This is a genomic window from Alteromonas sp. KUL42, from assembly GCF_006538325.1.
GTDB lineage: Bacteria > Pseudomonadota > Gammaproteobacteria > Enterobacterales > Alteromonadaceae > Alteromonas.
In genome coordinates, this window is sequence record NZ_BJKK01000017.1 from 58,706 (window position 1) to 79,730 (window position 21,025).

The 21,025-nt window shown below is 43.5% G+C and carries 11 protein-coding genes; 4 read left to right on the forward strand and 7 right to left on the reverse strand.

Annotated features, from left to right (window positions below; all coding sequences use genetic code 11):
- Positions 1-180 precede the first annotated feature (180 nt).
- The 3 genes from EYR97_RS17990 (at position 181) to EYR97_RS18000 (ending at position 5,305) form a co-directional block, all read left to right on the forward strand.
- Complete coding sequence (locus EYR97_RS17990; protein ID WP_165478091.1) at positions 181-960, forward strand: DUF4019 domain-containing protein; 780 nt, start codon at positions 181-183, stop codon at positions 958-960.
- Between the two features lie 310 nt (positions 961-1,270).
- Positions 1,271-2,668 (forward strand): PhoH family protein, encoded by a 1,398-nt coding sequence (locus EYR97_RS17995; protein ID WP_131095148.1) that lies wholly within the window; start codon positions 1,271-1,273, stop codon positions 2,666-2,668.
- Between the two features lie 441 nt (positions 2,669-3,109).
- Entirely contained in the window at positions 3,110-5,305 is a 2,196-nt protein-coding gene (locus EYR97_RS18000) for a PQQ-binding-like beta-propeller repeat protein (protein ID WP_165478092.1), read from the forward strand.
- A 238-nt stretch (positions 5,306-5,543) separates the two neighbouring features.
- Here the strand turns inward: EYR97_RS18000 and EYR97_RS18005 are convergent, their stop codons facing one another.
- The 4 genes from EYR97_RS18005 to EYR97_RS18020 form a co-directional block, all read right to left on the reverse strand.
- Complete coding sequence (locus EYR97_RS18005) at positions 5,544-6,560, reverse strand: hypothetical protein (protein ID WP_242635112.1); 1,017 nt, start codon at positions 6,558-6,560, stop codon at positions 5,544-5,546.
- Between the two features lie 142 nt (positions 6,561-6,702).
- Positions 6,703-8,271, reverse strand: a complete 1,569-nt coding sequence (locus EYR97_RS18010; protein ID WP_131095150.1) for a tryptophan halogenase family protein — start codon at positions 8,269-8,271, stop codon at positions 6,703-6,705.
- Between the two features lie 282 nt (positions 8,272-8,553).
- Positions 8,554-9,936, reverse strand: coding sequence for a siroheme synthase CysG (gene cysG, locus EYR97_RS18015; RefSeq protein WP_131095151.1), 1,383 nt, complete (start codon positions 9,934-9,936; stop codon positions 8,554-8,556).
- A 129-nt stretch (positions 9,937-10,065) separates the two neighbouring features.
- Positions 10,066-11,850, reverse strand: coding sequence for a DEAD/DEAH box helicase (locus EYR97_RS18020; protein ID WP_131095152.1), 1,785 nt, complete (start codon positions 11,848-11,850; stop codon positions 10,066-10,068).
- Between the two features lie 214 nt (positions 11,851-12,064).
- Here EYR97_RS18020 and prsT point away from each other — a divergent pair, with 214 nt between their 5' ends.
- The gene (prsT, locus tag EYR97_RS18025) at positions 12,065-14,839 is read left to right on the forward strand and encodes an XrtA/PEP-CTERM system TPR-repeat protein PrsT (RefSeq protein WP_131095153.1); all 2,775 of its coding nucleotides are present in this window, start codon (positions 12,065-12,067) and stop codon (positions 14,837-14,839) included.
- Between the two features lie 148 nt (positions 14,840-14,987).
- Here prsT and EYR97_RS18030 read toward each other — a convergent pair whose 3' ends face one another.
- From EYR97_RS18030 to EYR97_RS18040, 3 genes are all read right to left on the reverse strand, one after another.
- A complete protein-coding gene (locus tag EYR97_RS18030) occupies positions 14,988-15,194 on the reverse strand; it encodes a hypothetical protein (protein ID WP_131095154.1) in 207 nt (68 codons plus the stop codon).
- A 169-nt stretch (positions 15,195-15,363) separates the two neighbouring features.
- Positions 15,364-16,605 carry a DUF1501 domain-containing protein gene (locus tag EYR97_RS18035; RefSeq protein ID WP_131095155.1) on the reverse strand — a complete coding sequence of 414 codons (1,242 nt, stop codon included), beginning with the start codon at positions 16,603-16,605 and terminating at the stop codon, positions 15,364-15,366.
- A 17-nt stretch (positions 16,606-16,622) separates the two neighbouring features.
- Positions 16,623-20,678, reverse strand: coding sequence for a DUF1800 domain-containing protein (locus EYR97_RS18040; RefSeq protein ID WP_181409156.1), 4,056 nt, complete (start codon positions 20,676-20,678; stop codon positions 16,623-16,625).
- Positions 20,679-21,025 lie beyond the last annotated feature (347 nt).

A 21,025-nucleotide genomic window follows, 5' to 3' on the forward strand; every position in this document is an offset into this window, starting at 1 on the left:
CGGGGGCGGTATTGTACGCATTGCATTGTGATAAGTCATTAATACTAGCTTATTTGATTTCAGTTGCAGAGGAAGAGCGGTTAAGCTTGCTTTGTCACAGTGTTAACGTAAAACTGTCGTATCAATGTCTAGACTAATTTCCTACCGTTAGTTCACGCGATTAACGAAAGGAGACGCGAGATGGATATGAAGATAGATACCCAAAAATTGATACATTTACGCAACACCAAAGCGTGGAGCCAGCAGCATCTTGCTGATGTTTCTGGTTTAAGCTTGCGCACCATTCAACGCATTGAAAAAACACAGTCAGCGTCGCAAGATTCGGTGAAAGCCATTGCCGCTGCGTTTGATGTTACACCTGACAGGTTGCTTATTGATGAGAGCGTGCAGGTTATGCCTCAGTTAAGCCAATCTGAAGACCATTCTCTTCCTCACCCTCATCCTCACCCTCATCCTAAATCATCGGGGCGGGATGGTTTCTTTGCATCACAGCAAAACCTTATGTGGTTAATCATCGCCATTATCACCACACTTTGTGTCACCGTTTATTGGTCCCAATCGGTAAATGCAAATGATAGTGCGAAAAAGGTGGTGGAAGCAGGTGCGCTAGTCGATATTGACGAGACAACACTACAAGATGGGCTGGAATGGCTCGAACTGGTAGACACTCAGCAGTATGAAAAAAGCTGGGATGAGAGCAGTCCCATTTTCAGAACTAGTGTTACACAAGCAAAGTGGGTTGAAGCAATGCTGTTGGTAAGAAAGCCGTTTGGAGAGGCCGATTCTAGGAAATTAGAAGCGGCACAAGCGCCGGCTTCGCTGCCAGGGTTGCCAGATGGAGAGTATTTAATCCTCACGTTTACTACAAAGTTTAGCGCAAGTTCATTAAGCTCTACCGAGACATTGTCTTTAGTGAAAGAAGACGGTCACTACCGAGCGATTGGTTATTTTATTCGGTGAGTTAATATTATTTAAATGGCATTTAAAGCGCTGATAGCTTTTCTATTTTAGGAAAAATAAAAAGCAGAAAAACAGTGCTAAATCTCATTTTCTGGATTATGGTGGAAATAAGAGTTCGATAAATTTCATTAACGAACTTTTGATGCAGTAGATGTAATGCTGCTTCTTAGTCGACGCGAGTAGGGGAGGATGTCCTGTTTCGAGCGGCATTCTCTCAGTAAGCGGAAAAGTAACTTGTGAGCCTAAGTTATACATTAGTCATGTAACTTAGGTAGCGCGGTTACACTGACTTTATTTACTGGAGTGAAGGATGCCAAGAAAAAACTCTACCCATACCAAAATATACGTCCTCGATACCAACATACTGCTTCACGAACCACACGCATTTCTCTCTTTTAAAGAACACGACGTCGTTATTCCAATGACGGTGCTAGAAGAACTCGATTACATCAAAGACAGCAAGAAAGATGTGGCCCGTGATGCCCGTGTATCCATTCGGGCAATGGAGGATTTACTTCACGATGCGACACCAGAAGACATGCTTGCCGGTGTGTCTATGGAAAGTCTAGGCGCAGGTCAAACTGCGCCAACGGGGAGCTTGTCTATCTTTGCTGACCTCAATATGGTGGAGGCGCAACAAGTATTTACCAGTAACGAAAACGATAACCGCATCATCAATGTTGCTTTGCATTTACAAAAGACATTCGCACCGCAAAAAGTTGTGCTAGTGACCAAAGACTTAAACATGCGGCTCAAGGCTAAGGGAGCAGGGCTTGCTCATGTTGAAGATTATCGCACTGATCAATTGATCACAGATATAAAATATTTGTCTCGCGGCTTTCACACCTTTGAAGGGCACTTTTGGGACAGTGTAAAAAGTGTAGATAGTCGCACAGAAGGGCGCGATACCATCCACTCCATTCCTAAGGCCTTGTTACCTGAAGCCTATATTAATGAATTCTTACTTGATGAAACCTGTCAATTTGCTGGGCTAGTAGAGGATATTTCTGAAGACACTTTGGAAGTGCTTGATTTGGGCTATGAACGTTTGATGGGCCGCCATGCTTGGGGAATAACGCCTAAAAATATCGGGCAAGCAATGGCATTGCACGCGTTGCTCGACCCACATATTGATATGGTTATTCTTACAGGCCCTGCGGGCAGTGGTAAAACCTTGTTGGCGTTAGCGGCAGCACTAGAAATGGTCGTTGAACGCAACATGTACGACAAAATTATCGTAACCCGAAGTACCCCAGAGATCGCTGAATCAATTGGCTTTCTGCCGGGCACAGAAGAAGAGAAAATGCTGCCTTGGCTTGCTGCCATCACCGATTCATTGGAAGTACTTCATAAGCATGATGAAAATACCAAAGGCTCAATGAATTACATCATGGAGAAAGCGAACATTCAGTACAAATCAGTGAATTTTATGCGTGGTCGCAGTATTCAAAATGCTATTGTTATTCTTGATGAGTCGCAAAACTTAACCGCCTCGCAACTCAAGACCATTATCACCCGTTGTGGTGAAGGTACTAAGTTGATTGTTGGAGGAAACTTAGCGCAAATAGACAGTAACTATTTAAGCGCGGTGACATCAGGGCTAACTTACCTTGTTGAAAAATTCAAAGATTTCTCAGGTAGTGCAACCATTAACTTAGATGGCGTGGTGCGCAGTCGTTTAGCAAGCTTTGCAGAAGAAAACTTGTAGTGATCGTGTAGTGTGTATTGTGGTACACAAAGTACGAGTTTTAAGCAATATTAATAGAGTCAACCGGTGAAGAAGTCGAGTTAATCGACTTCTTCAATTTGGTAGCGGCCTGTTTGTATAAAGCGTTGTGTGTCTTCAGATACTTGCCCAAAGGTGCGAGGCATGAGGAACAAACCCTTTATATGAATAATCGATTTCGTAGTGACGTTTAATCTCACAATCAAGTAATAATTTTCGTGAATATTTTTATCCGAAACCTTTGCTTATCGCATGCACATTGTATGATAAATATACTAATTATTAGTTAAGTGACGAAAAAATAAGGAAGTTGATCGATGTTCAGTTTAATTACAGTTTTTTTTAAATCAATTACTAAAGCGCATTGCCATTCAAACATCTGTTATGCCTAGAAGGTATTGTTGCTGTATCTTGATAATATTCATGACTGTTTTTTCAACTCTTTCCCTTGCAACTAATACCAACTTAGAATCTGAAAGTTTAGTTTCTACCGGCTCCGAAAAATGGAGGAGTTACGTAGGAACTGTTGGTTACGGTTTGTCGCCAGCACTTAGTGACGACGAGAATATATATGTAGTGAGTATTGGTGGAGGGGTTTCTGCTTTTGATTTTGACGGTCAGCTTTTATGGACAAATTCAGAGCAAAGAGCCGGTGGAACCCCAGTTATAGGATCGGATGGGACTATTTATTATGGGTCATTCGGGTTCTACCTAGGTCTCGTTGCGCTAAACCCTGATGGGACATTGAAATGGCATGCTGATTATGTCGGTAGTGTAAGCTCGCCCGCAATCGGGGCTGATGGTGTACTCTATGTAATCGAAAGTGGTGGAGGCTCAAAAAACAGGTTAGTCGCTATAAATCCGACGGGTACGTTAAAATGGAAAGCTGAGATAACGCCACGTTCACCTTCTAATGTGACGCCAGTTATATTTAACGACTCTATTTATGTTCCCACCTACAATGGCTTATATGCATTTAATTCGACAGGAGCACTTCTTTGGGTTTTTGGTGAATCAGAGCTTTTTGGTGCTACTCCATCAATTGCCCTCGATGGGACAATCTATATAGGAGCTAATTCTGGTGTTTTCTATGCTTTAAATCCTAATGGGGTGGTTAAGTGGTCGTTTGATGTTGAAGATTACCTATGCACAGAAGGGTGTGAATATTTTCGATATGCTCTTTCTTCTGCCGTAGTAAGCAACGATGGGACTATTTATTTTGGCTCGAGGAAAACTTATATCACTTCGGAGACCATTGGTAGTCATTTGCATGCAATGAGTAAGGAAGGTAAACACTTATGGGCTGCTGCGGTGGAAGGGGCGATAGATCCTAGAACGTCACCATCGATAACCATTTCCGGAGTGCTTTATGTTACTTCTAGCGATGGGAATTTGTATGCTTTTGATGTAGATGGTTCCATTAAATGGGTTTATCCCGTTTATGGGTTTAGATTCTGGGATCAAGAATTAGCCACTTCACCTGCAATTGGTAAAGATGGAACGGTATACATTACCGCATACGGTCACCTTCACGCTATCAATAGTTCTTATGGGCGACTTAGTAATGCACCATGGCCTAAAATGCAAAGCAATAACCAAAACATTGGTCGGAATGTGATACAACGTAATTATAGTCAAGACTTTGATGGTGACGGTGTTTCTGATTTAGTATTCCGGCGTCCGCTTAATGGTTATCACTACGTAAGACAAAGTAGTAGTCAGGGTATCTCATATACTTTCTTCGGTAATTTACCCTCAGATATTCCTATTAATGGAGACTTTGATGGAGATGCCATTAGTGATATCGCAGTGTATCGTGCGGCTACAGGACAGTGGTTGATCAAGCAGTCTAGTGATAATAGGATTTTAAGGATTACATTTGGAACACAAAGCGGAGATATTCCAGTTCCTGCTGACTATGATGGTGATGGTATAACTGACATCGCTATACGCCGCCCAATTGAAGGTAAATGGATAATTAGACTATCTAGCAACCCAAATACTAATTTAAGTTTAAGTTTCGGCTCCTATTCTAGTGATATTCCAATTCCCGCTGATTATGATGGCGACGGTAAAGTTGATATCGCAATACGTCGACCAAGTACTAACCAGTTCATTATTCGTGAATCAAGTAGCAACAAAATCAAACGGATTTTTTTCGGCTCTCAATATGATGACGTAGCTGTTCCCGCTGATTATGATGGCGACGGTAGAGCTGATATTGCGGTAAGGCGACCAAATACTGGTTATTGGTTTATAAAGTATAGTAGTAATGGACAGATCTATCGTGCTTACTTTGGCACATTAACTAGTGATATTCCAGTACCAGCAGATTATGATGGAGACGGAAAGGCTGACTTGGCTGTTCGTCGCTCTGATTCTGGGCATTTTATTTATGCTGAAAGTGCTAATAATCGAGTTATACGCGTTGGGTTCGGTTCATTGTCTTCAGATATTCCTCTAGCAGCTCCAATTCAAACAAGAATTGAGATGTCAAAGGCAGTTTCAGGCACTAAAGAAGTCGATCATATTCAAAGTATAGACTCAGATGAAGTACATGTTTCAGTAGAGCAAATTGGTTACTTGACACTTGAGCAAGTTCATACTGGAGCTAAATGAGATTTTTAATAGAGTTGTCAAATAATATTGAACATAAGCAGATAAAGTTAGCTTATAAAAGTAATTTTACTACTTGGGAAAAATATACGACCTGAAATCACAACCACCACTGCTTTGTGCGCAGTCGTTTAGCAAGCTTTGCAGAAGAAAACTTGTAGTGATCGTGTAGTGTGTATTGTGGTACACAAAGTACGAGTTTTAAGCAATATTAATAGAGTCAACCGGTGAAGAAGTCGAGTTAATCGACTTCTTCAATTTGGTAGCGGCCTGTTTGTATAAAGCGTTGTGTGTCTTCAGATACTTGCCCAAAGGGGATTAAGGCAGGCCCAGTTGGGTCGTATAACACATACTTCTGACCGTCGTGTTCGATGGTCTCATCACCAGAAATAGGCGTGAGAGCTATACCAAGTAAAGCGTGCTCAGGTAAAAATACCATAATCATTTTGGTCGTGGGCAGAAATGCTCTTACCATGGATGAGGCGAGAACGGCTTTACTGTCGCAGTCACCGAAGTTTTGCATCAGCAAACCAATGGGTGGTGCAAAACCAGCACCATTGCTTGCAACACGGTCTTCAAGTGTGTCGTAAGGAATACTTTGTACCCAGCTTAGTAAAAAGCCAAAGTAAGCGCGCGAGGTTGAGTTTTCTCTAATTTTTTCATAAAAAGCCTGAGAAGCTGGTACCAAGGGTTTTACAGATTCAGCAATGTAACGCAAATGATCAGGCTTTATGGCACTTTGGTTAAACATTGTAGTAAACCGAGTATAATAATTTTCATGTAAATAAGTATCGAAGGCGTTTTGTTGCACATCGCGCAGTTGTGCTTGGACCTCTTCTATTTTTTCACTGTTACTTCCAGTCACTTTAATATTAATGGCCTCTCCCATAGGCTTTATCATGACTTTTGCGTCCTTGGGATTTATGCGCTTGGCTGCTTTTGTCAACGCAACAGTGACATGCCGTTGTGCTATTTTGGGTTTGTAATTTGTCTGCCTAAGCGGTAAATCTTCAATGGTTTCAAAGGGAATTTCAAACGTGAGGTTGTGCCGCTGTTGCGCACCGTCAATCCATTCATAGTAAAACTGTGTACCCGTATCGGTTTTTGTTTTTCTGAACTCAATTTGCTCGGATAAAGCAAGCTGTGGGCGAGCAATTGTTAATAAAATAGCGAATCCAAGATACAATGCAAGATACCACGCTCCCCGCTTAATAAAGCGCCAAATGTCCATTTTTTGCGAGCGGGTGTACAGGTTCATTGGGTTCGTCAGGTTAACGCAATAATTGTGTATTCATACCGTGAGTATGCGCATCATAATGAAAAAAACAAGGCAAAGGCTATTTTGAAGCCCTTGCCAAAAAAAGTTACTTCCTTGTTTATTAGACTAAGGCTTGTGACGGTCAAAAGTGCATTTGGGTACAGTTTGATTGTGCTAATTGGTTCAAAAACTGACGATTAGTCGGCAATCCATTGAGCTGTTGCTGGATACTTTGCACATGTTTTGCGTAGGCTTGCCGCTGTTCAGCAGTATGCAGATTCGCTTGATAGGTATCATTATAGTGCGACCTAAACCCCATACCGTACAATACAAACAAATAGCTTGCGGCGGGAAATAGCTCTTCACGAAGTTCAAAGTCAGACGAAATAGGGCTGCGACTTTTCCAAAGCGTTAGCCAATCTTGTAACTGAGTTGAGCAACCGCGTTGGTCACGCATATCTCGCCAGTATGCGGAAGCTTCACGTTCACTCAATACGTAGTGAAGCTTTAAGAAATCGACAATTCTTTCCCACTTTTTCTCGAAAGCATTATTAAATTGCCGACCCGCAGCTTTACATTCGCAGAGTGTCCTCGGTAACTGTTTGGCTATGTGGGTGGCAGATAGCTCAATCATCACCAATGCAGAGGCTTCCAAAGGTTCCAAAAAGCCTGCAGAAGTGCCAATGGCAACACAATTTTCTACCCACAGGGTTTTACGATAACCTGGCGTGAACGTTATTTTTCGTGCTTCGCTAACATCCACATCAGTCGTTTTTTTATCGTGCTTTAGGTAGTTGTCTAATGTCGCTCTTGCTTCGTCTTCACTACAATGCGCAGAACTATATACATAGCCCACCCCTTTTCGTGACGGTAGGCCAATGTCCCAAATCCAGCCGTTATCCTGGGCTGTCGAATGAGTAGTAGATGCAATATCAACACTACTGTCGACGTAGGGTGCTTGAATTGCAACTGCACTGTCATTAGCCAACACGTGGGAGCATGGTGTTAGTGGCACACCATAGTGCTGACCTATTAATCGTGCCGCGAAACCTGTGCAGTCTATGAAAAGGTCGCCTTCAATAGCACCGTATTGACGACCCACAATTGATGCTATTGGCGTTGAAGGTGAACCAACTACATTATCGACGTGATCTACAATATGCTGTACACCTAATTTCGTGGTTGCATGCTGTTGAAGTAAGGTGGCAAATTTGTTTGCGTCGAGGTGATAACCATAGTTAGCAATACCAGCATAAGGCGGCGTTTGACGCTGCTTGGGGGCTAGGTGGTTATCACATAAGGCCGCTTGGGAACACACTGCGTGAGCAAAATCTTGCTCTGCCGCATGGCCCTGCCACCACGCCGCTATATCACTTTCAAAATACCTAAACGGCAGACTGAAAGGGTGATAGTACTGGTTTTCACCCTTATCTGACTGCCAATTGTAAAAACTGGTCCCTTGCTTAAAAGAGGCATTACACTGGGTTAAAAAAACTTCTTCACTAATACCGATTTTAAGAAGCGTACTGCGCATAGTAGGCCAAGTTCCTTCGCCCACACCTAATATGCTGATATCCGGTGACTCAACTAAGGTAATACTGATGTTGTCATCATGCTTATGCGTAACAGCAATGATTGAAGCAGTTAACCATCCTGCGGCACCACCACCTACAACAACGATACGTCGAATGGAGCTATTCGCTTGTTGCATATTCTTCCCAAAGCCTTTTTATGAAAACGAAATGTTAATGTTTTGGTTTTGTTTAAATGTATATTAAATATGGCTTAAATGTAAGGGGAAACGTTTACATAATTGGTCGGAGGTAATAGGAGTTAGGTATACAGGTGTGAACCCACGCGGCTTTTGCCGTCAATAAACGGTTGCTGTTTGGAAAGGTGTTAAGAAGGCGCGGTATACTATGTAGAAAAGATACTATGCAGAAAAGATATTATGGTGCCCCTTTAGCGCTTTATCCAAAGGGGCTTGAGAGGGTTATTGGAGCCAGTTAAGTTCGCTGTGCAAACTTACAACAGAACCTACGATGATAAGTGTGGGTGGTTGCAATTGTGCCTCTTTTTGTTTAGCCACAATATTACTTAATGTGCCTGTTAAAACAGCTTGCTTCTCAGTGGTTGCTGATTGAACTAAAGCGATTGGCGTGCTGGCGTCAATACCATGTTCAATGAGCTTTTCACAGATAATAGGAAGGCCTGTTAAGCCCATATAAAAGACCGCTGTTTGATTTTTTTGGGCAAGTGCGGGCCAGTTTAAATCAATGGTGCCGTCTTTGAGATGACCAGTTGCGAAAACGACCGATTGTGCGTGATCTCGGTGGGTAAGTGGTATACCTGCATAACTTGAAGCACCGCTAGCCGCCGTTATTCCTGGTACCACTTGGAAATCAATACCTTGTTGGATAAGCGTTTGAATTTCTTCACCACCACGACCAAAAATAAATGGATCACCGCCTTTTAAACGAACCACGCGATTGCCTTTCTTCGCTTCGTCAACCATGAGCTGGTTGATATCATCTTGAGGCAGGGTGTGGTTGCTTTTGGCTTTACCTACATATATTTTTTCTGCGTCTCGACGAACGAGTTCCAGAATCTGCGGTGAAACCAGCCGGTCATAAACCACCACATCTGCTTTTTGCATTAAACGCAAGGCACGAAAAGTCAGTAGATCAGGGTCGCCCGGACCTGCGCCCACAAGATACACTTGCCCTTGTACTTTTTTGTCTTTAGCCGCAGCATCAAGGGCTATTTCAAAAGCGTCATCCGCTTTTTTGTCTTGGCCCTTTTCTACCATTTCAGCAATATCGCCATCCAGTACATCTTCCCAGAAGTAACGGCGGGCAGTAACGCCATTAAGTGCTTGCTTTACTTTTTCGCGAAATTTCTCAGAAAACGCACCAAGTCTACTTAAATTGGCTGGAAGAACGGTTTCTAGCTTTTGACGAAGGTAGCGCAGCAATACGGGCGCTACACCGCCGCTGCTCATGGCAATAACGATAGGTGAGCGATCGACAATTGAGGGAGTGATAAATTGACACAGCGGTGTATTGTCCACCACGTTAACCAGTACTTTCTTCGCACGAGCGATATCGTGAATGTGTTGATTAACATCTGCTTTGTCGGTCGCAACAAATACAACGTCTTTCCCATCGAGATCGCCATTTTCGAATTCGCGTACAATAAGGGTGACTTTCTCATTATTAGCAAGCTGTTTTACGGTATCGCATACCCAAGGTGCAACCACAGTAATGGTTGCTGGGGTTTTCATAATAAGCTCTAGCTTGCGTGCTGCAACTTCTCCAGCCCCAACAATGAGGACCTTAAGTTGTCTGGCATCTAGAAATAACGGAAAGTAATCCATAACGGTTTTCTTAGCTATAAATACAAAAAAAGAACTGACACTATTTTGCGCCAATTCTTTTTAATTAGAAAACAACGAAAACAGCCTTTATATTTCTATTAGTTATATAAAGGCCAGTGATGTTGCTATTTAGTTCTTACGCTTGCGATTCTCGCGACTACCGCGGTCTTCACGATTTCCGCGATTTTCACGGTTACCACGAGGGCGATCGCCACGTCCTTCGCGCTTAGGTGGAGTATCTGACCACTCGCGAATATTTAAACGCTGTCCAGCAACTCGAGTACCTTGTAGGGTATCGCGAGTTTCTTTAGGCATACCTTCCGGTAAATCAACAGTACTAAAGTTGTCATAAATCTCGATAGCACCAATGTGCTTGGAGTTTATATTTGCTTCATTAGCAATAGCACCAACAATATTACCTGGCTTCGCACCGTGTACGTGGCCAACTTCAATACGGAAACGTTGCATACCTTCTTCAGGCTTGCGGTTACCACGAGGTGCTCTAGGCTTTCTTTCACGGCCGTCGCGTCCATCACGGCTATTGCGCTCACGACCTTCGCGCTGCGGCTTGCTGTGAAGGTCAGGACGATCTGACTCTTTGAGAAGCAACGGCTCATCACCTTGAGCAATTTTAAGCAATGCGGCCAAAAGTACTTCTGGCGACGCTTCGTTTTCTTCTTTGAGCATCTCGACAATCGGCATTAACGACTCAAGGCTATCGTCTTGGGTTGCTTCGGTAACCGATTGCTTGAAGCGACTCAAACGAGTCTCGTTGATTTCACTAATTGAAGGAATTGGCATTGCTTCAATTGGCTGCTTAGTTGTTTTTTCGATAGAGAACAACAGGCGTTTTTCGCGGTGTGAAATAAACAGTATCGCATCACCTTGACGACCAGCACGACCTGTACGGCCGATACGGTGAACGTATGATTCGCTGTCGTATGGAATGTCGAAGTTAATTACATGACTCACACGCTCAACGTCCAAACCACGAGCTACTACGTCAGTTGCTACAAGAATATCAATTTGGCCTTGCTTCAACTTCTCTACGGTACGCTCACGTGCCGCTTGAGGAATATCACCATTTAACGGCTCAACGTCGTAACCACGCGCCGAAAGTTTGTCGGCTAGTTCTACTGTTGCGGTCTTGGTGCGCACGAAAATAATCATGCCGTCAAAGGCTTCTACTTCCATAATGCGCGTAAGTGCTTCTAGTTTATGGTGCGGTGCAACTTGGCAATAGCGTTGACGGATAGTACTTGCTGTACTTACTTTCGACGCAATTTTAACGTGTTTTGGATCTTTTAAGTAACGCTGCGTGATCTTCTTGATAGGACCAGGCATTGTTGCTGAGAATAGCGCTGTTTGGCGTTCTTCTGGCGCGTGACTTAAAATAAGTTCAACATCATCAATAAAGCCCATGCGAAGCATTTCGTCGGCTTCGTCTAACACAAGAAACTTAAGTTCGCTTAAGTCCAGTGTTTTGCGCTTGATGTGGTCGATAATACGGCCTGGTGTTCCCACAACCACTTGTACACCGCGTTTAAGCTGGCGAATTTGGTTGTCGTAAGACTGACCGCCGTAAATTGGAAGTACTTTAATGTTTTGACTAAAGCTCGCATAAACCTGAAACGCCTCTGCAACCTGAATCGCTAATTCACGGGTTGGGGCCAATACCAGTAATTGCGGCTTACGTTGTTCAGGATCGATATTTGCCAACATAGGCAGGGCAAACGCAGCGGTTTTTCCTGTCCCTGTCTGTGCCTGACCGAGTAAATCGTGGCCATCAAGCAACAATGGAATACTTTCCGCTTGAATAGGAGACGGTTTCTCGTAGCCAACTTTTTCAAGGGCTTGTAAGATAGGTTCTGGTAGATTGAGGTCTTTAAATGTCATGTCGACAGTTGTGGTCATTAAGGGTCCTGATGCATTAAGTAAGGAGGGTGCGGCGAAGGCGATGACGCATTTCTGCGATTATCTACGCCAGCTGTGTTGCAAAAACTCACATTATATTCGAATAATATGAAGGTTGCCACGAAATTGCGAAATAATGACGAAATAATATACAAAATTACATTGGGCGAGCAAAGTTAGCTAGCATGTATCAAGGGTAGGGCAAGGAAATACAATGAAAAATATCAATACAAATAAATTGTTTAAGCGAACCTCGGCAAGTCTATTGGTTCTCAGCGCACTACTGACAGGCTGTAGCGAAAAATCTATGGAAAGTCACTTGGCTGATGCGCGTGGTTTTGTGGCGCAGCAACAACTAGATGCCGCAGTAGTTGAATATAAAAGTGCTATTCAAAAAGCGCCAGATGCTGCGGAGCCTCGATTCGAATTAGGTAAACTTTATCTACAGGGCGGAAATTTTATTGCCGCAGAAAAAGAACTTTCCAAAGCCATGGAGTTGGGTTTTGAGCCGGGTGAAGTTATACCGCTTCTTTCATTAGCTTATCAACAGTCGGGGGCAGAAAACGCGTTGGCAAATGTAGATTATCGCGCACCTGGTATGACTGTAATCGAGTCGGCTGAAGTTGGGTTTTACAAACTGCAAGCACTTGCACAATTGGGGCAAACCGAAGAAGCGCAAGCGTTGTTGGCTGACTTGAAAACACTTGATACTTCGTCGGTGTATAGAGGGTTGATAGACAGTTACGAATTTGTGTTAGCTAACGATATGGCAGGAGCCATTAGTGCTTCAGAGCAGTTACGTGAACAGTCGCCATCAAACAAAGACGTGCTTCAACAATTGGCGAAGCTGTACTTACAAAACAACGAACCACAAAAGGCAACACAGGTATACAGCGACTATGTGTCGGCTTACCCTAATGATGTGACGAGCAAGTTTGCCTATGCTGCACTACTTGTTGAACAGCGCGACCTTGATAAAGCCGAGCCTATTGTTAACGAACTTATCAAGCTCAACGCATCCCACCCTTTGCTGAATACATTTAAAGGTATTATTGAATCAGCCAAAGGAAATTATGCCAAAGCGCTAGAACACCTTGAAGTGGCTGTTCAAAATGGCAGAAACGACCAAGTTGTGCGCCTTGTGGCAGGTTTTAGCGCTTATCAAATTCAAGATTTTGAAGCAGCGCAGCGCCATCTTGTTATGGTGGCCTCAAGCCTGCCAGATAATCACCCAGGTCTGCGCATGTTAGCTGATAGTATGCTTCAACTTGGTGAAAATGAAGAGGCACTTAAAGTGCTTACTCGTGTGAAAGGTGAGCAAGACAATGATGCAGCGCTCTTTTCTAAAGCAAGCTATCAGCTGCTTCGAGAAGGAAATGTGCAAGGCGCTAAACAGATGGTGGAGAAATCTGAAGTGGTCAGTACCACGGCAGAAGATCTATCAAGACTAGGCGTATTGCAATTGTCATTAAATGACGTTGATGGTTTGGTTAACCTTGAACAAGCAGTAGATAAAGCGCCGCAATCTGCCACCACGCAAAGTACGTTACTACGTGCGTACATCGCCACAGACCAATTAGACAAAGCAAAAGAAGCCGCTAAGCAGTGGAATAGCACATCGCCAGCGGCTGCAATGCCGCTTGTTTACTTGGCAAGTATTGCTATTGTTGAAAAAGATTTTGAGCAAGCTCACCGTTATTTAAACGATGCAGACGCGCTTGATAGCGCGGGTAATGAAGTCACTTATACACGAGCTAAATTACTAATTGCGGAAGATAAAAAGGCCGACGCACAGACGCTGATTAAAGCGTTTATCAAAGATAACCCAAGCGATATCGAAGCGCTCACCATGTGGTTTGCATTGGCTACGGAAACCGGTGAAGTCAAAACCGTGCTTAGCCATGCGCAAACACAATTAGACAAGGCTCCACAGAATATCAATCTGCGAGTTATGTTGGGGCGTTTCTATGCACTAAATCAACAAGCGGACAAAACACTGGCGTTGTTATCTGAAGTGGAAGGTGATGGTGCATCGCCCATGTCATTTTGGAATTTGAAAGGCCAAGTACTGATAGCCAGCAATAACATCACAGATACAAATGCTTTTTTCGACCGCTGGCTTTCATTTTACCCGCAAGATAAAAATGCCGTTTTGGGTAAATTGCTAATTCTTGATACGCAACGTCAATTTAGTGAAGGTTTGGCATTAACGAACAAAACACTGGAAAAGCGCAGTGATGCGCAGTTGAACCTGCTAAAAGCGTATTTCCATAGTCGGTTGGGCGAAGTTGCACCTGCGTGGAAAATTGTTAATGAAAGCTCTGAAGAAATAAAAGCGTTGCCGTTTGTTCGCGGCATAATGGCAAGGCTTTACATGGCAGAGGGCAAGGCAGCAGAGGCATTACCCCATGCGCTAGCAACCTATGAGGAAACTCAAAACAGCGACAACTTATTGCTATTGGTTGCTGCATATGACGCGGCAGGTGAGCGTGATAAGGCATTTACTACGCTTGAAACACATGTGAACAAATATGACACCGATATGAGAGCGGCAATGCTTCTCGCTGAGCGTCAAATTCAGCAAGACCGCAGTGCTGCATCGGCAAGTTATGAGAAAATTCTCAAAACCATGCCTGACAACTTTGTGGTGTTGAACAACTTGGCGTATTTAGCGTTAGAAGATAAAAAATTAGTGCAAGCGGAAAAGCTGGCGAAAAGGGCCGTTGCTATTCAGCCTGACAATACCGATGCTGTTGATACATTGGCGCAAGTACTTGTCGCGAAAGGCGATAAAGCAGCTGCTCTAACGCTCTACGAGAAGATTGCCAACAATCCAATTGGCAATGACGAAGTATACCTAAACCATGTCGAGCTTCTGCTTGATATGGGCAATGTAACGCTGGCAAAGCGTCGCTTGTCTTCCAGAGAGTTTACTGCAGAAGCATCGAAAGCACGGGTTGATGCACTGAAAGCTAAATACAGTATCTAAGCTCACAGTTTATTTGATGTAGAAACAAAATCGCGGTGTATCAATTACACCGCGATTTTTTTCAAGTCAGCATAAGCAAGCTAACAAGGCACGCAATCAAAAAGCCTTCAAACTTCTTGATAGGTATGAAGCTATTTGCTTGTTGAGCTTAATGGCGCGCAGTTGATGCGAAGGCGTATTGATTGGACATTGATGTTGCTTTTTCTTTTGGGGAAGCCTCTGATTGTACGTGAGCCTCTTCCACCAACGCTGTCATAGCATCAATGATGTCGAGAAAATTAGAAAGCTGCTTGGGCGATAAGTCCTTCGAAAGCGTCTCAATTTTACTGATAAGTTGTTTGGTTGGCAGCATCATAGGCGTCAAATTTCCGTTATTGGCATAAAACTCTACGTTAACCTTTCAATAAGCTTGCCAACCTTTTCAGTACCTTTGTTTATCTCTTGTTATATTTTTTCTGCTTACTTTGCACTATGTGCTATACGACGTAAGCCTTTCAAAAACGTAAGTTTTGAAAATATATCCTTCAAAATAAACCAATGGGATTGTGTACATGTGACGGCAATACCTCCGCTATTTGATGATTGCCAAGAAAACCAGACAGAACATCGGCGTATATATCACGGTAGTCGGTTGCCATGGCCAAATAGCGACCGTGATGTAATTGTGCTTCATTTAACCCAGGCCATTGGCCATATATTCCCCCCGATACACCACCGCCTATCACCATCCAGTTTGATGCATAACCATGATCTGTGCCGCGACTGCCATTTTCTTGAGAAGTGCGCCCAAACTCAGTTCCTACCACAGTAGCAACATTAATACTGCGAGCGCCCAAGTCGGTGTAAAAAGCCGTAAGCCCATCAGACAAGTCTTGAAGGCGCGAAGCTTGCCTTCCTGTTGCACCGCCCTGATTCGAATGGGTATCCCAGCCACCAATGTTAATGTTCGCGAGTTCTAGCCCAACGTCAGACTTAATGATTTGTGCGAGCATCCTTAGCTCTTGACCAAAGCGTGAATTAGGATAATTTGCCCCATTTTCCACACTATAAGGCTGCTCACCAATGTCTTTCAAAATATTGACGTCTTCGAGCATTTGCTGTCCATAGCTATGCAGCAGTTGATGGTTTGCAAGCTCTGACGCGGGATGTTCGTATACCTTACTAAGGCGTGCTAGAAGCTCAGCCTCTTCATTTTCATCAACCCTAAAGCCTAAGCTATTAAAATTCGAGAGTGTTGAAACTGAGATATCGCCGCGCATTGCATGAACGAGTTCGCTTCCTACACTGAGTGCACGCACATCTGCTGTATGTGAATGCGTTGCGAGGTGGCGATTCATCCAACCAGAATTGCTACGTACTCTTTGCCCGCTTTCGATGAAATGCTGAGAGTCAAAGTGTGAGCGAGAGCCGTCCGGATAATGCGTTGCGGGCATTATTGCAAGTTGACCTTGCTGAAACATTGAGTGCAAGCCAGACATTGAAGGGTGCAAACCAAAAAAGCCGTCAAGATTTAGCGCTGCACCGCTTTCGCCTGAATCTGGTCGCGCTATTGCAATTGTTGGCCTTAGTTCGTAATACCTGTCCTCACCGAAAGGAACAACTGCGTTTAGCCCGTCACAACCTCCCCGCTGGAAAATATTAATCAATACTTTTCCTTGCGCGGCATGTGCACTTTTTACAGAGAAAACAAACGGCGTGCCCGATGTCCACAAACCCATCGCAGCGCTAGATAGAGCAAGTTTTTTAAGAAATTGACGACGTTGCATTAGTCTCACTCCACGACTTATTGATATTGAAAACCAGGGTATGCCAACAACGTTGCCAGTAACCGCTTAAGTTTTATAGGGGCATCATTGTCTTGCATATCAAATGCATCTCTCTCGTTCAATATAGCTAAGGCTTGTTGACGCTGTAGCGCAGTATACTGCGTATCAAGTAGCAAATTGAAAAGGTACTCTACAATTGCTGTAGCAGTTGTATAACCTTGTGCTTCTAGATGTGTTAGTAGATCTACCTCTCCACCGTCTTGTTTCAACGCGAAACGTAAAGCGAACTTAGTACGCTGCACCATGGCATCTACATTTATCCAATCAGCGCCTTTGTCTGAGAACCCATCCGGAGCGGGGTAGGTGAACAATTGCATGCCCATTGCTTTTAAAATTCTCAGCGCTTCATTAAAATCAGGTTCGGCTTGAGTTGCACGGATTGCACTGGTGTAGACTTGAAGTGGCGTTTTAATTTTGCTGCCAATATTGTCTTCTATATTAAATGCGTTCGAGTGAAAAATGATGCGCAATAAGGTAGGAATATCCCCTTCGCTGGAAATATAGCCGGCTGCACAGCTTCTCTGCAAAGTAGGGTAGTTGCCTTCACCAATCCAAAATTGAATAAGCTTTCCACAGATAAACATGGCGGTAGAAGGGTGTTGACTCAACCTTGCAAGTGTAGCTTCCCCTTCTTCTACCCCGCCAGCAACAACTTGTTCATTGAGAAATAGTTTGTTGTCATTGTCATGGCGATTTGCAGAGAAAGTAAATTCTCCCTCGGCGATATGCCAGCCTGTTAAAATTCGAGCCAGTGAAATAATGTCGTCATCGGTATAGCCGCCATTAACGCCCAATGTGTGCAATTCCATGACTTCTCTTGCGTAATTTTCGTTAATACGACCTGCTCGACTGCTCACGTTGTCTAAGTATTTTAGCATAGCGGGGCTTTTGGCACTTATTTCCAATAAATCACTGAATTTACCCAATGCATGTGTTCTAAAAGCACTGTTCTCTCGCTCTTCATAGGCAACTTTCCGATGTCTATTGAAGTCTGTACTAAAGTGATTTTCCCAAAACCAAGCCATAACTTGTTGCAGTTGTCTTTTGCTGTATATCTGATACATCAGTTCGCGTTTGCGTAAATCATTTATTGATTCAATAGGGAGCTCGCTGAGCATACTTTCAAGCTCATCATCATCTATCATTTCTGGCGCAAGCTGCTGTTCAATCCATGTATTCACACCCACTTGAGTTATTTCATTAGCAAGTGTAGGCGTGGCACCAAATGTGGCGCGTTTAACGAGTTGTTGTACGGAAGGCTGAACCACTTTTGTGAGAAGTTGTAAATTGGTACTGCTGTGATTATTACTGCTATCAACTGCGCTCAAGACCATTTCTAGTGAATCACTATTAACGATGATATTTTCGTTTAAAAAGAATGCCCACTGACCACTTTGTGAATTGAATCTGACCGGCTCTTCAAAAAGTAAACTTCCTGTGTTGGTATCGGTAACGGTAATTGACAGCGATTGAACATGAATGTCGTCGCTGACATCACCGAATATACTAAAGCCAGATGTACTCACTATATCGTTATTGGCATGTGACAGAATTCGAATGCGCGGTGCGTTATCATCGTCGACAATATGTAGAAAACGGTTGGCAGTAGCCCAGTTTCCCATTCTGTCATAAGCCGTGGCGGCGATACCTATCTGCTCACCAGCTTGCAACCATTGGGCGGGAATAAAGCTAGACCAAGCGCCATTTTGTGAAGGCGTTACAGCAAACTCGTGAATGTTATTTGAATAGTCCCAGACCTGTATTTTCACCGATGCCAGTTGATGGTTGTCTTGAGCATTTCCCGAAAGAATAAACCCTTCATCAGCAATTTCGTCAGTTTCCGGCGCATGTATAAAAATAACAGGCGCTTCATTATCAAGCGCAGTATTGTCGTTGGCGCTAACGGCGAACTCAAAATTTCCCGCTTCTTGTATAAATGGGCTATAAATTCGTCTAACTGAGGCTAGAGGCTGTTCTGCGCGAAGCACATAGGTAGCAATACCCAGCTCTGGAACATCAAATACGACTTCGCCATTGGCATTAGTTGTGCCACTACTTCGCCAACTAAGTTTCTCGTTCTCGTAAGCAAAAGCGTTAATTCTCACATTTGCCAATGCGCTACCCGTGTCATTGTTAACGAGGGTAACCGGTAGCGAGCCGACTTCTAAATCTACGTTACCAGGGCTTGAAATAATCTCACTAATTACATTGCCGCGGTATTTTCGTGTCTTAAAACGGTACTCTCGCTTGTGGGTAATCCCGTCAAGATCAAACACTGCTGTCCCTGTGTCATCGGTACGTCGCCCCACAGTATTTACCCAATGACCATCACTGTTTTGTGTTTGCGCAGTCACCCATAGTCCAGATGCCATTGAATTTGTATTTGCATCACGTACAGTTACGTTAACTGCGGGGTTACCTACGACAAACTCGTAATCTCCTGCTGTGTTTATGATATCGCTACTTCGCCATGCATTGTTTGTCGGGCTTTTCGCTCTAACCACATATTGTTTGCCATCAGGAGGAGTGGGAAGATCCAGCTCAAGAATACCCGCAGAATTAGTTATAGCACTGCCATAGTACTTATACCTATTGGTATCAATGGAAATAAGCCCTATTTGAACTGCGTAATCTCCTAAGGTAGGCAAGTTGTTGAGACTGCCATCTTTCAACGTAACTTTTACATTTCCAGCTTTAAGCGCGAAGTGTTCGGCCTGAGTAAACGGAGAGCTGAAAATAGTGAAGTTACTCAGAGGTCTTGCTTCAAGTCGATATTTAGTTTCACCATCCATCTCATCAACATCAAAAGCAACTTCGCCTAATTCGTTAGTTTTTGCACTGCGAAAACGCTTAAATTTGTTTTCGGTCTCACTCCATCTTGCTAACCAAACGCGCTCGTCAGCGAATAGCGCGTTAGTACGAGCGTGAGATAGGGTTGCTGTTATTGGCGTAGTGCCTACAGTGAATATATGAGGTCCGAAAGAGGTAAAAGAAAACTCATAACGTGTTTTATTGTCGCTAGGACTCACTGCGCGAAGCAAGTAGCTTTTGTTGGCGGTGTCTTCATTGATATCAAAAAGCAGTTGTCCACGGTCATCGGTTTGCATTGATTTAATTCGAGTGGACTGCTCGCCATCTTGTCTAAACAAGGTAATGTTGTAATTATCAAGCGCTGTAACGGGTGTCTGACTACCATTTTTTACTGTCACAAAGTACTTACCAATTTGCCAGTTTTTCTCACCCGCTTCAGTAATGATAATAGTGGCATCTCTAGTGCCAAAATAGTCTGTTGCCAGAACAAAAGTATCGCCCTTTTCAAGCCCTCGCATTTCCCATTTTATATAGCCATCGCTATCGGTTGTTTTTCTTCCCAGCCATTGCTTGCCATCGCCTAATTGTCGCCATGCTTTTACTTCCTGATTGGCGATAGGCTGCCCCGTTTGGGCATGAATAAGTTTTAAATCTACTGGACGCTCCCCAACTACAAACTCAATGGGGTTTGTGTGCTCAAAAGTGTCACTGGCTATCCATTGAGTAGAGAGAGGTGATTTGGCTCTAAAGCGAAAAACACCTTGTGGCAGGTCAAGTTTAAGCTGTCCGTTTGTATCGGTAGTTAGGGTTGTTATACCTTTAAACGTACCATCGCTCAGTTGCTGTTGAAGTTGAACTCTGTACTGAGACAATCCTGACTTATCTTCAGAAGTACCGTCTAATATACTAAATAGTGCCTTTCCCACACGCCATGTGCGGTCTTGAGCCTCTGTAAAATCGCCAAGGCGGGCTCTGAAGTTGTTGAATGCTTTTAGTTCAAAAACGTATGTCTGATCATCTTCAAAAGAAAGATCAAAGACCGCATTGCCGAGGCTATCCGTGGTGCGACGTTGCGCCCAAGCAAAAGTGCCGTCATCAAGTACTCTTTTTGCAACTACACTTACGTTCTCAATGGGCTGGTTATTAGCGTCATCCACAAAAGTAGCCTGAAACGGTGCTGCATGTAACTGTGAGAGGCTCATGAGCGCAAGCAACATTAACACATAGTGTAAAAATGAAAGTAACCGCAGGTGCATAACTCCCCCCAAAAAAAGGCCTGACAGACAATGAGTACGCTATAGGACAAAGTGTGGCGACAAATACCTTGATAGCTATGTCTACTCTTTCGATGAATAATTGACCGGTATAGTGTGGCGGATTGATACCACTATTTTTAGTTTTAGTGAGGTGAGTGAGTATTAAATTGAATACCTAAGATGGCGTCTGTTAGGTGACTTTTGAGCGGTCATTGACGTATCTAGGTTATTGAGAATACATGATTTTTGATGTTCAAATAGGGCTCAAAATAAAAAAAAGGCCAGTGCGAATA

Excerpts from the sequence above, each read along its gene's own strand:
- EYR97_RS18040 (WP_181409156.1), bottom strand. The coding sequence starts at position 20,678 with ATGAGCCTCTCACAGTTACATGCAGCACCGTTTCAGGCTACTTTTGTG.
- EYR97_RS18000 (WP_165478092.1), top strand. The coding sequence starts at position 3,110 with ATGACTGTTTTTTCAACTCTTTCCCTTGCAACTAATACCAACTTAGAA.
- EYR97_RS17990 (WP_165478091.1), top strand. The coding sequence starts at position 181 with ATGGATATGAAGATAGATACCCAAAAATTGATACATTTACGCAACACC.
- EYR97_RS18035 (WP_131095155.1), bottom strand. The coding sequence starts at position 16,605 with ATGCAACGTCGTCAATTTCTTAAAAAACTTGCTCTATCTAGCGCTGCG.
- EYR97_RS18030 (WP_131095154.1), bottom strand. The coding sequence starts at position 15,194 with ATGATGCTGCCAACCAAACAACTTATCAGTAAAATTGAGACGCTTTCG.
- prsT (WP_131095153.1), top strand. The coding sequence starts at position 12,065 with ATGAAAAATATCAATACAAATAAATTGTTTAAGCGAACCTCGGCAAGT.
- cysG (WP_131095151.1), bottom strand. The coding sequence starts at position 9,936 with ATGGATTACTTTCCGTTATTTCTAGATGCCAGACAACTTAAGGTCCTC.
- EYR97_RS18005 (WP_242635112.1), bottom strand. The coding sequence starts at position 6,560 with ATGAACCTGTACACCCGCTCGCAAAAAATGGACATTTGGCGCTTTATT.
- EYR97_RS18020 (WP_131095152.1), bottom strand. The coding sequence starts at position 11,850 with ATGACCACAACTGTCGACATGACATTTAAAGACCTCAATCTACCAGAA.
- EYR97_RS17995 (WP_131095148.1), top strand. The coding sequence starts at position 1,271 with ATGCCAAGAAAAAACTCTACCCATACCAAAATATACGTCCTCGATACC.
- EYR97_RS18010 (WP_131095150.1), bottom strand. The coding sequence starts at position 8,271 with ATGCAACAAGCGAATAGCTCCATTCGACGTATCGTTGTTGTAGGTGGT.